This window comes from Enterococcus sp. AZ079 (assembly GCF_050547255.1).
In the GTDB taxonomy this organism is placed as follows: Bacteria; Bacillota; Bacilli; order Lactobacillales; family Enterococcaceae; genus Enterococcus_D; species Enterococcus_D casseliflavus.
Window position 1 is genome coordinate 2,635,334 of the sequence record NZ_CP172955.1, and the last position, 15,343, is coordinate 2,650,676.

Consider the following 15,343-nt stretch of genomic DNA (forward strand, 5'->3'; position numbering starts at 1 on the left):
ATCAACTCCTCTTTTTATGGATTATTATAAAGGCAATAGAAAATAAAGAAACAACTGATCACTTGAATTGTTCATGTTATACTCGTTAATGGCAACTGCCCCGTGAGGGGGTGTAAATATGCTGGAAACTTTAATATCGCTGATTATCGCTCCACTATTCGTGGGTCTAGTACTCTTACTAGTTGATCGCTGGCTAGACGATTAGCCGATAGTCGAAGCAGTTGCCTTCTGGCCCCAACGCTGGAGTCGCAACAGCGCAAAAAAAGCCCTCCTATTCGCAGTAGGAGGGCTTTTTGGTGTAAACATGCTTGTTCTTTAATATCGCTTCGCACATTTATTATAGCAAGAAATTTGGAAAAAATCAAAATGCAGCAATCAGTACCGATCGTTTTTTCACATTGAAACTATTTGCGATTTTCTGTCTAAAAAAGTTGGTTACATTCTCAACTTTTATCGGTCAAAAATGTAACCAACTTTAAAATTGCTCAATCACTTGCAGCACTAAGGTTTTTCTGACCTCGTTACATGTAGGAAGTCGTTTCCTAACCCCCCTATTAGTAAATGGGGGTCACGGTCACTTCAGCTCGCACAGCAAGCTGAAGTGACCCAGAAAGGCTACAAGGATTTTTTGCTAGCGCAAAAATCCTACAGCGTCTGCACAGCAAACGCTGTACGCCATTTCTCTTTTTTATCATAACGAAAGTAAACTATTTTGCAAAGTTTTTTCTCTCTAGCTAATCAAAAGTTTTGTAAAAATTGATCAATGGTATCTGCGCTTCAACCCTTTACTTTAAATGAGTCGCTCGTTTTAAAATCATAAATCATTACACAATCTGCTTCTATATTTTCTTTGAGAAGTGGGTTTCTTTTTTTGTTTGTTTCTGAGTTGATTGCACGTAGTGTAATAAGGTCGATCTCTTTTTTTAATGCGCTACTTAATTTACTTTTTAACCGAATCACATCAAATATATTGTGGAGCAAAGACCCTTCACCGTCGATTAAAATATCTAAATCACTGGTTTCTGTTGCTTCGTTTCGAGCGTATGATCCAAACAAAAAAGCTTTTTTTATTTCCCATTCTAAAAATATTGGTGTACATAATTTTTGAATGTCACTAATTGTATAAATCAAATAACCGAACTCCTTGTCTTCAATTTGAATATTAAAATAAAAATGAAAAGCGACAATTAATACTCAGCGTTTAGGAAAAAATATTGATAAAAAAGGGAAGGAACTGGTAAATCGATTGCTTCTTTTAGATCAAAAAAGGGAAAGAGCATAAGGTAAACGCACCACTCTCATGTTGAAAGTGGGAAAATAGGCTGTGCCTATTGCGTTTTGAAGAAAATGAATGTGATACCACAGCATAGTTTTTAGCAGTTGTCAGGGAGTTGTTCAGAGACTACTCAAGTAGTCGTTTTTACGAAAAGTAGTCTCTAGGTACCACCATCGATCATCCTTTTTGAAAGACAAATTTTTACAAATACTTCGCAATCAGAGCATTGTAAGTGAGCGATTCTGATTTTATTTTTTCTTCTTTTGCTTTTTCTTTTTGATTATTAACGGGTCTTTTTTGTGATTTATTTTTTGCTTTTTTTCGCCGACTATTCGCCCATTTTCCTCTTTGTTGTGTCTTTACTTCTTTGTATTTTTCAGAATTCTCGAGATCAAAAATATCGACGTCCATCGTTTCCGCAAAACTATTTGAATAAATTAAAAGTTCATCCAAACGGTTTAAAAGTCCCCGCATTTGGATATTTTCTTTTGTCTTTAATCGATACAATTCCAAAATAATATAGCGAATTAAGGCACTATCTGTTGCTGAATCTTCCAGTGCTAACAATTCTTTTAATTCTTCTAATGCTTCTCTGTGTTCAGGATCAATATAAATTTGTAGCCGTTCCTTTGTCATTTGTTTTCACTTCTTTCAGTCTGTTTATTTTTTAGTCGTATATTTTGCTACTTCTTAAGTATAATAAATATAAGCAATTAAAATATTCAGAAACAACGGTGCACATAATGTTAGTGGGTTTTGGTTGCGCTAAATACTTTATATAAATCTTCATATTTTATTATCCCCCTCTATTTGTAACAACCGTCATGCATTTTACGAGCTTTATCTAAATGATCAATAGGATTTATCTCATTTATTCCCTAGTCCATATTGTTTTCCATATGATATTCTAGATAGTCTAAATTATTAGTATAGTGAAGTTTATTCTCTTCTTTACTTCTATTTACCGCCTCACCTATTGTATTAATAAATCTCGATCTTGGTTAACAAGATCATTTTTTAAAACCAAATATATATCCTGATTTCAATCACTGACAACACATAGATTCTTCTTCTCTAACGAATCTATTATAAATTGAGATAGTTCATAATCGCTAGATATTAATTTATCCACTGTCAAATTTGCTGGATTAGATACTAGTATTATAAATGTATTTTAAAGAAAACAAGTGTCTTCTTCATAACTATTACATCTCCTCCATCCTCAAAAATTTATACCAAAAAATAAGAAAACAAATGCAATATAAAGGAGGATTCCCCCTCCCAAAACAATAAAAAAGTAGAAAACATATTTAGTCGTTTTGCTAATATCATTCGCATTTCTTATCTTAATACTAATAAAAATATAAAACCCTATGAGTATTAAAAGTGGTAGCATTTTGATCAACAATTTTTATCCTTCCTTTGAGAAACTCATTTTGGAACTTTTTTTATGTTAACCGATATTATAATTTAAATTTTAATGATTGGATTTGAGTCAATACCTCGGACACGATTTGTGAGAATTTTTTCGAGATTCCAGCGGGTGAGTATCTCATCGTTTCGACCAGCCGTCAAACCAAAACCGTTTGACCGCTGATCGAAGCGATGAAGTTGAAGCCCTGTGGAAATCTCGCAAAAAAAATGTAGGTGGTAGCTAGGAACTAAGCTTGCAATGCCAACTCCTCCATCTGATTTGGTGTTAAATAGTTGATACTACTATGGATTCGCTTGCGATTGTAAAATCCTTCAATGTATTGAAATAACGCTAAATGAGCAGCTTCAAAGTTTTCATACGCTTTTGATGGATAGACTTCTTCTTTTTTGAGTGAGGCGTGAAACGATTCGATGCCGGCATTATCGTAGGGACAGCCCTTACGACTGAAGGAGTGCCGAATGTTCAATTCATTCAGCTTTGCCTCATAGGCTTCGCTAGTGTACTGAGAACCCAAATCTGAGTGGATGATTAAGTTCTCGGAGGGTGTTTGGTGTAAGAGCGCATGGTCAAGGGTTTCGATAACCAATTCTTTCGTCATCTGCTTGCCAAACTTCCAACCGATGACTTTCTTTGTGTGGAGGTCTTGGATAGTGGAGAGGTAGGTCCAGCCATCTTTTAGGGTATGAATATAGGTAATATCTGTCACCCATTTTTGATTGATCGACGTAGTGGTAAAATCTTGGTTTAACAAGTTTTTACGTCCTTCACTTTTAACTTTCACTTGTTTGCCAGGCTTGTACTTCTTGAGGGTGACTGAACGCAAGCCTAATTTTCTCATCAGTATTTGTACTTTCTTTAGGGACAAGCTCTCGCCACGGCCAACAAGAATCTTATGAATTTTGGGCGCACCATAGATCCCCTTGTTTTCAAAGTAGATTCCTGAAATCAAGCGGTTTAAGCGTTTGTTTTCTGATTGGCGCTTGGAAGGCTTCTTTTTCTTCCAGTCATAGTAGCTGGATTTCGGTGCTTCCAAAACGGTACACATTTGTTTTACGTCATGATCATGAACATTTGATTGAATAAATTCGAAGACATCACTCATTTTTACTTTTGAGCGAATATGGTTAAAGCCTTTTTTAGGATGGTGTTTTCCTCCTGCATGCGGGCCATTTCCTTTTTCATTGCTAGGATTTCTGCCTCAGTCATGCCGGTTGCTTCATTCTTTGTATGAAGCTTCTTCCAACGATAAATCGTTTGTGTAGCGATACCATATTGCTCTGCCAGTTCCTCGACCGATTGGCCAGACTGGTTTAAATCTAAGATCGTCTTCTTAAAGTCTTCATCAAATTTTTTATTGGCTTTTGCCATCGTGGACACGTCCTTTTCTTAGTAGTTAGATTCTACCAAATCGTGTCCATGAAATCATCCTAACATCAGATTATTCATACACATTATATGCGTCAAGTAAATCGCTATAATTAAAAACTAAGAGATATACTGTAACAACTATAAATAAAATAGCAATACATTTTGAAAATGGATCAACTTCAACGTTAAAGACACTTTTAATGGTTCTGTTGCAAAGTTTCCCCTCAGATCCATTATAGGGTAAACTGAGTTTAATAGGAACTAGGAGGAGTAACGAAGATGAACCATTTTAAAGGCAAACAATTTCAGAAAGATGTGATTATTGTCGCTGTAGGCTACTATCTTCGGTACAACCTGAGTTATCGTGACGTCCAAGAAATTCTGTACAACCGTGGTATTAACGTGTCTCACACCACTGTCTATCGTTGGGTACAGGAATATGGGAAACTACTTTACAACATTTGGAAGAGGAAAAACAAACAGTCCATTTATTCGTGGAAAATGGACGAGACCTATATTAAAATCAAAGGAAAATGGCATTATCTTTATCGCGCCATTGATGCAGATGGTCTCACTCTGGATATATGGTTACGGAAAAAGCGAGATACACAAGCAGCTTACGCCTTTCTCAAGAGATTAGTTAAACAGTTCGATGAACCAAGGGTTCTGGTGACCGATAAAGCTCCCTCTATTGCCAGTGCCTTCAAAAAATTACAGGCACACGGGTTTTACCAGCGAACAGAACATCGCACGGTGAAATATCTAAATAACCTCATTGAACAAGATCATCGTCCCATCAAGAGACGAAACAAATTTTATCGAAGCTTACGAACAGCCTCAACCACGATTAAAGGCATGGAAGCCATTCGAGGATTATATAAGAAGAACCGAAAAGAAGGCACTCTCTTCGGGTTTTCAGTCTGCACGGAAATGAAGATATTATTAGGAATACCTGCATAAACTATAGCTAGTGTTAGACTAGTATTGTTCATTTTGGAACTTTGCAACAGAACCTTTCAACTTATACTTCATTAATCTCATGCCATTGAAAATTACCACCAAGATACTACCTTCATGAACCAACATTCCGATAGACATATTCATCCATTCGCTGAAGAAGACGCTGGTCAACAAGACCAACACTACTCCAATTGAAATCACGATATTTTGTTTCATATTATTTGCGGTGGCTTTTACTAATCCTAATGCGTGAGGCAAGTTGCTGAAGTTCGAGTTCATTAAAACGACATCGGATGTTTCAATCGCTACGTCCGTTCCGCTTCCCATTGCGATTCCAATGTCTGCTAAAGCTAAGGACGGACTATCGTTAACGCCATCTCCAACAAAGGCTACAATTTGACCACGTTGTTGAAGTTTTCCGATATAAGCCGATTTGTCTTCCGGCAACATGTGGCCGTGAGCTTCGGTCAAACCAAGTTCGCCGGCGACCACATCAACGGTTCCTTGGTTATCTCCTGAAAGAACGACTAGATTTTTCACGCCCAAGTCTTTTAATTCCTGCAAATTAGCTTTCACACCCGGACGGACTTGATCGCGAATGCCCATCAGTACTTTTAATTCACCGTCGACCGCTGTCAAAACGAGAGAGTTCCCTTGTTGTTCAAACCGTTTGACATCTTTTTGCACTTTTTTGCTGAGAGTGACATTTTCTTTTTCCATCAAGGCCACATTCCCAACAGCCACTCTATGTCCAGCTACACTTGAAACGATTCCGCCGCCTTTCACGACTTCAGTTCCTTCAACAGGATAAAAATTTGTTTCTCCAATTTGATTTAAGACCGCTTTTGCTAATGGATGATCTGATTCCCGTTCCACACTGGCCAGATAGCCAAGCGTTTCAGCAGAATCTTTTTCATACAGTTCAGTCGCTGCAACGGTTGGGTTTCCGACAGTTAAAGTACCTGTCTTATCAAATACAATTGTATCCACATTGCTGAAGTCTTGAATGACTTCACTCCCTTTTAAAAGAACACCGTTACGAGCACCATTCCCGATACCGGCAACGTTTGAGACAGGCACTCCGATAACTAATGCGCCTGGGCAACCTAGAACCAAGATGGTGATTGCTAACTCAATATTTTGACTGAACGCCCATACAACAATTGCCAGAACCAAGACAGCTGGTGTGTAGTATTTAGAAAAGCGATCAATGAACCGTTCCGCTTCGGATTTAGAATCTTGTGCTTCTTCCACGAGTTCAATAATTTTTCCAAATGTGGTGTCCTCACCAACTCGGTCAGCTCTGATTTGAATCGTTCCGTTTTCTAAAATGGTTCCTGCAAAAACTTCTGCATCAGCTAGCTTGTTGACCGGAACAGCTTCCCCTGTAATGCTAGCTTCATTGATATGCCCTTCGCCCGTAAGGACTGTGCCATCCACTGGAACTTTCGCACCCGTTTTAACGAGCAAGATATCCCCTTCATCTACATCATCCACTTCTACTTCTTCAAATTCGCCATTATCCATTTGTTTCAAGGCGCTTTCGGGTGCCATTTCAGTCAATTCTTTGATAGCAGATCGCGTTTGGTTCAATGTTCGTTGTTCCAAGTAGTGTCCGAATAAGAATAAGAACGTGACAATAGCCGATTCTTCATAATTTTGAATAAAAAGCGCACCAATCGCTGCAATACTGACTAAGACATCAATACTGATGACTTTGACTTTCATTGCTTGAAACGCTTGAATGGCAATTGGCGTAATCCCAAAGACAGAGGCGATGATCAAAGACCACTCTGAAAGTCCTACGTTTTCTAAATCAAAGTGACTGAAGAAACCGAGTGCGATTAACAATCCACTGATGACGGTGATAACATTTTTCTTGCTTAATATATATTGTTGCATGCTTTTTCCCTCCAAATTTAATTTCTCTTTTATTGATAAACACAGTATAAGATAATTGCCTAAGTAATTAATTGACTGACATCAAGTTTTGAAAAAATACGTGTCCCTTCTCACTATTTTTTTGATCTAACAGCCTCAATGACACTTATTCCTCTTTACAGTTATAACGATACCCTCTTTTTATCGAATAAAAATTTACGGCTATCAAGTTTAGAAAGTTCTCTTTTATCGTTTCTAAGCACCTCGAATCGGATTGCAACAAAAAAGCAATCCCGGAAAAATAGCTTTTCTTCCAGAATTGCCTAGTTCATTTAATCTGTTAAGCGGCCTTGACTTTTGCTTTAAGGACCGGATAGCCTACGTTTTCGATAGCTTTTTGAATCTCTTCAATCGAAGTGACAGCTGAATCAAAATTGGTTTTGACTTTGCTGGAGTTGAATAATACTTTAATGCTGTCTTTATCAATACCGTTAACTGATTTCAAGGCACCTTCAATTTTTTGCATACAACTTGGACAAGACAACGTTTCTAATTGCAATATAGCTTTTTCCATAATTCCTATCTCCTTTATGTGTTTTTATTTTATCCGCAGCAGATTAATGAACACTGCCTTTTCCTCTTTACAACTGTAGTATAGCTCACTTTTAGCAAACGAAAATTGACGCATATCAAGTTTTGCACTTCTTTTTATCTTTTTGCTCAATTCACCATCTTAATAGTCTTTTTCTGCCCCTTATTGCCATCAGAATAATAATAAATTGGTGGATAGTCTTGTCTGCGTATAAACCATACTACAATCGCGCCAATAAACAGGGCCAGAGACAAGGCTTGCGAAACGCGGATCCACTCGCCAATCCATAAATTGTCCGTTCGCATACCTTCAATGAAGAACCGACCCACTGAGTACCACAAAACGTAACTCAAAGCGACTTCTCCTTGACGCAAAAGCTGTTTTCGGTTCCGTATAGTGACGATGAGGACAAAGCCCAACAAACTCCACAATGACTCGTATAAAAAAGTCGGATGGTAGTAGGTACCATTGATATTCATTTGTTCAATGATAAATTCAGGTAAATAAAGATTTTCCAAGAATTGACGAGTAACCGGTCCACCATGAGCTTCCTGATTCATAAAATTTCCCCAACGCCCAATGGACTGGGCTAACAATACATTGGGCGCTAAAATATCAAGAACGAGTGCCAAAGAAGTACCTTTTTTCTTTGCATACCAATATAGCGTACCCCCTCCTGCAATCAATCCCCCATAAATCGCAATGCCGCCATTCCAAATCGCAAGGATTTGTCCTGGATTTTGCAGATAATAACCAAGTTCAAATAACACATAATAAAGCCGAGCGCCGAGGAGTCCAATCGGAATTGCCCATAAGGCCATATCGATAATGGTATCCTCTTCCAGTCCTTTTTTCTTTGCTTCCTTGGTGCTCAACTGGAGAGCCGCTAATATGCCCGCTGCAATAATGACTCCATACCAATGAATCACAACAGAACCAATCTCCACCGCATGGGGATTCAAAACGCCTAATACGAATTCCATTCTATTTGCTCCATTTCTTCAACTTTTCGCGTCATTCTAGTCATGGTGATGCTGAACAAGATTCCGGCTAAGCTCCATGGAAACCAAACAGTGAATACACTTTTATCTCCCTGGTCACTCGCTTCGTAATACGCCACTTTTCCGTGTCCGATTACGCCGGCTCCTTTTACAACTTCCTCTTCTTTTTCCATAGCTAACCTATCTGCCTCAACAACGTTAGACGTTTTTGCTTCGCCGCCAATCGTGTTCTTGGTGAAAGGGACGACAAAGAATGCACCCGCTGCTGACAACGTGATGGCAACTATCACCCAAAAATAATGCACATTCACCCCTACTTATTTTTACGTTTTGTTCGACAACCCTATCTTAAACAAAAATAAAACAAAAAAACTTGAGGGTTATCATGTTTGTGCTTTTATTTTTCCAATGAATGAAGGTCGTTCTGTCTTAAAAAAGCCAAAAACGGACAGATGGAAGCAAAAGCACTGAGTTCTGTCCCGTTGTTAATGAAGAGCGACAGAACACCAATGTGTAGAAAAAAGTGTGTCCGATTATTCGCTGTAAAGCAATAAATCATCTAAATCCTGAATCTTGATCCTTTTCCCAGACAGCTGTTGAATCAATCCCTCGTCCTCCAATTCTCCAAATTTGCGACTGATGGTCTCAGGTGTCGTTCCTAAATAGGAAGCAATGTCCTTTTTTTCCATCGGCAGGGTGATGGTGGGAGAGTTGCCCATTTCAGGTTCCACATTTTCTGCCAAAAACAAAACTAAACGGGTAATGACACTCTCCAAGGCTACTTGTGTCGTTTGACGTTCTGAACTTTCTAACCGTTTAGACATTTCCGCCAATAGTTTTAAAGAAATAGCTGGGTATTGTTCCAGAAAATCTTGGACATCTTTTTGCTGAATCATACAGACAACGGTATCTCGGGTTGCTTCGGCATATTCCTCGTGTACTGCATCCGGGTTGAACAAGGTCCATTCTCCGGTGAAATCACCAGGGTTCAAGATCCGCACTAGCTGCTCTTTGCCAGAGTCTGCCAATCGATAAATACGGATTTTCCCACGATTGATAATATATAAAGTATCCTCTTTTTCTTGTGAACGAAACAGAAACTCTCCTTTTTGATACTGTTTCGTGTGGGCTTTTTCAGCAATGTAATTCATCGCGCTATCCTCTAAGTGATTGAATATTGGAACCAAGCGGATACAGGCTGCGTGGTCGCCAATTTCATGATGGGTATGTTTAGTCAATTCATTCTCCCCCTTTATTTATTTTGTTTATATTCGCTGCTTTTATTATATAAGTCTCTTACTACAAAAAAATTGATGCACATCAAGAAAATGGAAAAAGGACTGGAAAGAATTCCAATCCCTAAATCAGCTTCTACTTTTACCTTAATCTTCATCCTCATCAAGAGCGTCATCATCTTCTAATGCTTCTTTACCAATGAACGCTTGCAGCATCCAAATGTTCTTGTCTAAGTCATTTTTAAAAGCAATCAATGTATCTTCTAAAGCATCGTCACCCTCGTCTTGAGCTAAACGAATCGCGCGAATAGTTAGGTCACGAGTGCTTCTGAAGTCCTCGATAATATTTTCAACCATGTCTTCTGCTTTAGCGTATTTATTAACTGCATCTTCCGAAAGCATCGAATATTTTTCAAATTCAACAGTTGTCGAAGCAGGTTTATGCCCAGAAGTAATTAGACGCTCCGCAAGTTTGTCGAACCATTTTTCATTTTCGTTATACAACTCTTCAAATTTTTCATGCAACGTAAAGAAATTGGCTCCTTTTACATACCAGTGATATTGGTGCAGTTTCACATGTAATGTATGCATGTTGCCTAAAAGATGATCCGCAATGGCCGCTGCATTAATTTTCGTATGATGAACATGTTCCTTGTGTTCTTGTTCTTCTTGCAATCTTTCTTGGGGTGTTCTTTCTTGAGTAGCTTTATTTTCAGTCATGATTTATTCCTCCTATAATTTTGGTTTGTTTAAAATAGCTTTCTTTGATTCCTCCTTTTTCTTTACTGAATTTAGTATAGGATAGATTTCCGTTAAAAAAATTGACGCTCATCAAGAAAAGTATTTCTTAATAGACGCCAGGCTTCTCTATTAAATTCAACTGAAATAATCAAAGGAATGAAGTCGTTCCCTCCAAACAAAAATTTCATTAAAGTAGGGCCTAAAAAAAGAATAGCAACTATACTTTGTCAAGAGACCTGACTGCTATTTTTTTGCTTGTTATTCTTCAATTACCAAATGTCTTGCCTTGCAGTATATTTAATGCTCTTTCTCACTAGTGTTGCATGCAACACTAGTGAGAAAGAGTATTAATAAGATTAACCTAGAAGAATAACTTTACTTTATTTATGTCATACCATAAATAAAAATTGAAAAGAATTTTTTATTTATTTTTAGTAGATCGATTAATAGGAGTTTTAGCTTGGGAGCGTCAATAATTTTGTGTAAATGGTTCTTTCCTACTGTAGATTGTTTCTAATTCTCCATCGGTTGACTCAGCATTTGTTCGAGCTCGCCTTCGGCCTGTTGGAAACCTTTATGACTGCGACCTAGGAATTTTTGGTTGTGAGTATCAAAAGACGAGACTAAGAAACGTTCCATCGACTCTTCATTTTGGAACTGTTCCTTGCGGTGGCTGTATTTCTTGATTTGCTTATTAAAGGATTCAATCAATCCAGTTGCTGCACTATATAAAAAATTTCATCATAGTTTCGCCCTAGTCGTTCCAAAGATTCGATGACAAAAATATCCTTCTTCCTTAAAAAATGAAGTTCTTTTTGCAATTATTCTCGTGAGGTCTTCTTTTAACTACATAAAATTGTAACCACTGGTTTTAAGAGTAGTGTATCATCCCAAATCATATAATTAATTGACTGCGATTGTTATAAAACTCACGGTAAGCCATATAACTAGCAATAAACGAAGAAATCGCAGTAACTGAAATCAACATAAACATCACAACAATTTGGTAACGAATCGCTTGAACAGGATCAATTCCCGCAAAAATCAACCCTGACATCATACCTGGTAGGCTGACAAGTCCAACCGTTTTTGTTCGGTCAATAGAAGGAGCCATGCCCGTTTTGACGCTTTCTCTTACAATACTCATGGACGCTTGTTTTTTATTGGCTCCCAATGCCAATTTTTCCAATACCTGTTGGCGTTGGTCCGTAAATTTTGAATTCAAAGACCGATAGGTCACTCCAATCGCAGTCATGGCGTTGCTGGCAATCATGCCTGTAATTGGAACGATTTGGGAAGGGGACCAGTCAATGACTCCTGAAAAAACAAGAATGAGTAAGGACAAGGCTGTTCCTACTCCAATAGCCGTCGTTGAAATTTTAAAAGAGCGGTTGATCCCCTCACTGCGTGTATGGGCGTTATAAGAAGCGTTGAACACAATGAACAAAACCATCGCTAAAGTGAGAAAGTTGTTATCCACTCGTAATACGTAGCTCAATACATATCCAATAAGGAATAATTGAACGACAGCGCGAATTCCCGCAATAAAAATGTCGTTTCCTAATCCCAATTTCTCTTTGTAATCAATCAACAAGGCAACTATCAAGAGGACAGAGGATAAAAGCAAAGAAAGATTACTGATTTCCAAATTGTTTGTCATTTCGATTCCTCCATTTTTCCACCTTTGATAGTAATCAGACGAGAAGCTTGGTCGATTTCTTCCTGGTTGTGAGTGACGGCCAACACCGTAGTTTGTTGGTCTTTCATCATGTCTCGGACTAAATCAAGGACAATCGCTCTGTTTTCTTGGTCCAATGAACTGGTAACTTCATCCAGGAGCAACACTTTCGGTTGATACATCAAATTTCGGACCAATGCAACCCGTTGTTTTTCCCCTCCTGATAGTTCCTTGACCTCTTTCGATAAGTAAGTTTCAGGTATTTGAACTCGTTCTAACAATTTTTTTGCACGTTCCCGATCAAATCCTTCTTCTCTTATGCGGGCAGGAAAAGACAAGTTCTCTTGAACTGTCTCATCGAATAGAGAAGCGTTTTGAAAGAAATAAGAGACTTCTTTTCTATACTCCACAGGATCGATTTTTTGCAGATCCGTACCTCGATAATAAATTTTTCCGGAAGTTGGGGAAAGCAGCGTACCAATTAATTTCAAAAGGGTACTTTTTCCACTTCCAGAAGGACCAGAAAAAACAATCACTTCCCCTTTGTTTACTGTAAAAGAGATATCTTGAAGGATTTGGTTTCCGTTTGCCTGAAAACCAACCTTCTCTAATTGAAACAATGAATCACTCATACCACTTCTCTCCTTTATAAAAAAGCCCTGCACCAGTGGACCATCCATACGGGTGCAGGGCTTTTGTTTCATCCTAGTGTACCTCAGTGTTCGTTTGGATCGTTTTTGGCGTCTTCATGAGTAGGGTGAACCGTTCCTTCAAGGTGATCTGGACCAGCATAAATGGTATACAGTCTGAGCGGCTTATCACCGGTGTTTTCGATGTTGTGCCACATGTCCGCCGGAACAAATACGGCGTCATCATCCATCACTTTTTGTTGAACATGTAAGTTATCTTTAGAAGGCCCCATTTTACACACGCCTTCTCCTTCTTCAATACGGATAAATTGGTCAATGCCTTCGTGCACTTCCAAACCGATGTCATCGCCCGGTTGAATGGACATTACGGTGACTTGCAGTTTACTGCCTGTCCAAATGGTCGTCCGGTAATTATCATTTCCTGTGGTGGCGTCTTCAATATTAATGATATACGGCTTCTTCCCATGATCCTTGTAGTCTATTTCCATCTTCCATTCCTCCTAGTCTTTTTACTAAAACAATGATACCTACTTCTTATTTATAATAATTCTAATTAATGGTACCACATCTAAAATTCTATGCAAAAAATTGGCTTTTTGGAGAGCGATTCTAAACAAAGACCATATAACGCGCAATTACAATTGGTACCCCTTAATCCTCAGCACATAAAGGAAAAAATATGGAATCAAAAAATAACCGATATGTACTCTGGTTATGACTTGAATCAGGGAGAATTTCAGAGACGACACATCATACTTTTTTAGTTTGCACTTGTAAACTAACTAGCGTATATTAAGTTTATGCTCACTATCAAGCGTTGTCAATCCTTTAGACTCTTATCAATTTCGAAAGAAAGTAGCAAGGTTATTGATTGTGACTGTAAAAGTGGGGTGTTCCTATAAGCACATTAAACTATCTTCTCTAATTTATCATGCTATTTAAATTCTGTTTTTTCATGAGAATTTTTGTCCAAAACTTGTTAAAATGATTTTAAAAAATACTTACATACACAATCCCCAAAAAACACTAATGTCATTTCAGTCAAAAAAGATACCGCAGAAAATTTCCACCTGAGATTCAATACGATATTACTCTCTTGACAGCCAGCTTAATTCCTTAGTTGAATAGATTATTAAAGTGCACAAAAAAACAATGCGGCGTTTGTTATATTTTCTGGTATAAGCGACGGTGCTATAAACTTTTTTGCAGATTAAAAATCATATGAATTTAACTCCAGTAATAAGAGTTTAAGTGCCAATGCATGTTTGATTTCTTCGTTGCGTTGGTAAATCAAGAACAAAGTCGGGGTTTGGACGCGTCCAACGCTAAACACGCCTCTCATGCCGTTTTTCTGCATATAAAGCGTGTAAAGACGGGTGAGATTGATTCCTACCAGCCAATCAGCGATTTGTCGGGTTTCTGCTTCTTTGTAAGTGGAATAAAACGCCTGTCCGTCCTTCAGATTTTGAAATCCTTTTTTGATTTCGCTAGTTTCAAGCGAGTTGATCCATAAACGTTTAATGGTTTTCCGGCTATTTCCCGAAAGGTTGATAATCAAGCGGGCGATTGCTTCACCTTCTCGGTCGCTGTCGGTCGCAATCACGATTGTTTCCGCTTCATCTAAATGCTTTTTGACGATCTTGTATATATTGATGTAAGAATAGACACTGTTACGATAAAATACTTTGTAAAAATATACCCTACTTCCCCGATACTCATAACCATTCCTTCTCTTCTAGTACATTTGGTGTTCATTTTGATGATGCTCTTCTACTTCGGCTCATGTTTAGCAGCTTATTGATTTTTGCTTTATTGCTTCAGCCAACCTTTATTTACGGCATCATCTATAAGTTTTCTAACATAGTCCCAAACTTCTGGCATAATTTCTTTGATGACCTCGTTTCGTTTTAATTCGCGTTCAACATCAATGTTATTTTCTAACCAGGTATTCCCGTCACAGTAGTATATCTGCAAGACAGGCTGTAACCTATCGATTGCCGCTGCATATTTTGCTTCTACGGTTGCCATCTCCTCAAACTCTTCCCACAAATCCATAAATTCATCATATTGTTCTCTCGGTAATGTAGAAAATAAACTTGTAGCTGCTTCCCGTTCTCGCTGTACTTTATCCAGGTACCCAGCTTCATCATAACAATAGGTATCACCTGCTTCGATTTCTACCATATCATGAATAATTAACATTTTGAGTACTCGCAACAAATCCACTTGCCCTTCGGTTGCGACATGTTCTGCAAGCAATAGTGCACATAATGTCAAATGCCAGGTGTGCTCTGCATCATTTTCCCGTTGGTTTCTATCATAGATCAGTGTCGATTGTCTAAGGATGGCTTTAAGCTTGTCAGCTTCGACAATAAACTGGATCCTCTTTTCTATTGCATTCATCTGTGACCTCCAATTATTTGTTGAATGAATTTATATCAAAGGGACAGCTTTTTTCCACAATGCCTCCAAAGTTGCATAAAAAAACTGCAGCCTTTTCTTTTGGTAAAACAATTACTCCTGCAC

The 15,343-nt window shown here is 38.1% G+C and carries 15 protein-coding genes and 2 pseudogenes; 2 read left to right on the top strand and 15 right to left on the bottom strand.

The genetic code is table 11. The features are described from left to right. Nucleotides 1-118 precede the first annotated feature (118 nt). The gene (locus IGJ15_RS12555) at nt 119-205 is read left to right on the top strand and encodes a type I toxin-antitoxin system Fst family toxin (protein WP_115224856.1); all 87 of its coding nucleotides are present in this window, start codon (nt 119-121) and stop codon (nt 203-205) included. 572 nt (nt 206-777) lie between these two features. Here the strand turns inward: IGJ15_RS12555 and IGJ15_RS12560 are convergent. The 3 genes from IGJ15_RS12560 to IGJ15_RS12570 all read right to left on the bottom strand — a co-directional run bounded on the left by IGJ15_RS12560 (nt 778) and on the right by IGJ15_RS12570 (nt 4,079). Next, nucleotides 778-1,131, bottom strand: a complete 354-nt coding sequence (locus tag IGJ15_RS12560) for a nucleotidyltransferase family protein (RefSeq protein WP_081132265.1) — start codon at nt 1,129-1,131, stop codon at nt 778-780. 346 nt (nt 1,132-1,477) lie between these two features. Further along, complete coding sequence (locus IGJ15_RS12565) at nt 1,478-1,912, bottom strand: hypothetical protein (RefSeq protein WP_154694664.1); 435 nt, start codon at nt 1,910-1,912, stop codon at nt 1,478-1,480. 1,025 nt (nt 1,913-2,937) lie between these two features. Next, a protein-coding gene (locus IGJ15_RS12570) for an IS3 family transposase (RefSeq protein ID WP_142429341.1) occupies nt 2,938-4,079 on the bottom strand; the annotation gives its coding sequence in 2 pieces (ribosomal slippage) (nt 2,938-3,851 and nt 3,851-4,079; 1,143 coding nt in all). A 279-nt stretch (nt 4,080-4,358) separates the two neighbouring features. Here IGJ15_RS12570 and IGJ15_RS12575 point away from each other — a divergent pair. Then, complete coding sequence (locus tag IGJ15_RS12575; RefSeq protein ID WP_002389568.1) at nt 4,359-5,039, top strand: IS6 family transposase; 681 nt, start codon at nt 4,359-4,361, stop codon at nt 5,037-5,039. Nucleotides 5,040-5,057: 18 nt separating this feature from the next. Here the strand turns inward: IGJ15_RS12575 and IGJ15_RS12580 are convergent, their stop codons facing one another. The 12 genes and pseudogenes from IGJ15_RS12580 to IGJ15_RS12635 form a co-directional block, all read right to left on the bottom strand. Then, nucleotides 5,058-6,941: a heavy metal translocating P-type ATPase gene (locus IGJ15_RS12580; RefSeq protein WP_428211172.1), complete on the bottom strand. Its 1,884-nt coding sequence runs from the start codon at nt 6,939-6,941 to the stop codon at nt 5,058-5,060. Nucleotides 6,942-7,260: 319 nt separating this feature from the next. Then, nucleotides 7,261-7,494, bottom strand: coding sequence for a heavy-metal-associated domain-containing protein (locus IGJ15_RS12585; protein WP_003125439.1), 234 nt, complete (start codon nt 7,492-7,494; stop codon nt 7,261-7,263). Nucleotides 7,495-7,640: 146 nt separating this feature from the next. Then, nucleotides 7,641-8,495 (bottom strand): prolipoprotein diacylglyceryl transferase, encoded by an 855-nt coding sequence (gene lgt / locus IGJ15_RS12590; RefSeq protein WP_142967592.1) that lies wholly within the window; start codon nt 8,493-8,495, stop codon nt 7,641-7,643. Further along, nucleotides 8,480-8,818: a hypothetical protein gene (locus IGJ15_RS12595; RefSeq protein ID WP_081116777.1), complete on the bottom strand. Its 339-nt coding sequence runs from the start codon at nt 8,816-8,818 to the stop codon at nt 8,480-8,482. The genes lgt and IGJ15_RS12595 overlap by 16 nt, the downstream gene beginning before the upstream one ends. Nucleotides 8,819-9,046: 228 nt before the next feature. Beyond that, complete coding sequence (locus IGJ15_RS12600; RefSeq protein WP_003125436.1) at nt 9,047-9,751, bottom strand: Crp/Fnr family transcriptional regulator; 705 nt, start codon at nt 9,749-9,751, stop codon at nt 9,047-9,049. Nucleotides 9,752-9,895: 144 nt separating this feature from the next. Continuing rightward, nucleotides 9,896-10,468, bottom strand: a complete 573-nt coding sequence (locus tag IGJ15_RS12605) for a Dps family protein (protein ID WP_002292150.1) — start codon at nt 10,466-10,468, stop codon at nt 9,896-9,898. 534 nt (nt 10,469-11,002) lie between these two features. Further along, a pseudogene (locus IGJ15_RS12610) lies at nt 11,003-11,209 on the bottom strand (IS256 family transposase); the annotation flags it as partial. A 175-nt stretch (nt 11,210-11,384) separates the two neighbouring features. Beyond that, nucleotides 11,385-12,149, bottom strand: coding sequence for an ABC transporter permease (locus IGJ15_RS12615; protein ID WP_002318452.1), 765 nt, complete (start codon nt 12,147-12,149; stop codon nt 11,385-11,387). After that, a complete protein-coding gene (locus IGJ15_RS12620) occupies nt 12,146-12,799 on the bottom strand; it encodes an ABC transporter ATP-binding protein (RefSeq protein ID WP_002307505.1) in 654 nt (217 codons plus the stop codon). The genes IGJ15_RS12615 and IGJ15_RS12620 overlap by 4 nt, the downstream gene beginning before the upstream one ends. Before the next feature lie 83 nt (nt 12,800-12,882). Then, nucleotides 12,883-13,305, bottom strand: a complete 423-nt coding sequence (locus IGJ15_RS12625; RefSeq protein ID WP_002307506.1) for a cupin domain-containing protein — start codon at nt 13,303-13,305, stop codon at nt 12,883-12,885. A gap of 773 nt (nt 13,306-14,078) precedes the next feature. After that, nucleotides 14,079-14,420 (bottom strand): annotated as a pseudogene (locus IGJ15_RS12630) (DNA topoisomerase); the annotation flags it as partial. A gap of 206 nt (nt 14,421-14,626) precedes the next feature. Then, complete coding sequence (locus IGJ15_RS12635) at nt 14,627-15,220, bottom strand: HD domain-containing protein (protein ID WP_060792975.1); 594 nt, start codon at nt 15,218-15,220, stop codon at nt 14,627-14,629. Nucleotides 15,221-15,343 lie beyond the last annotated feature (123 nt).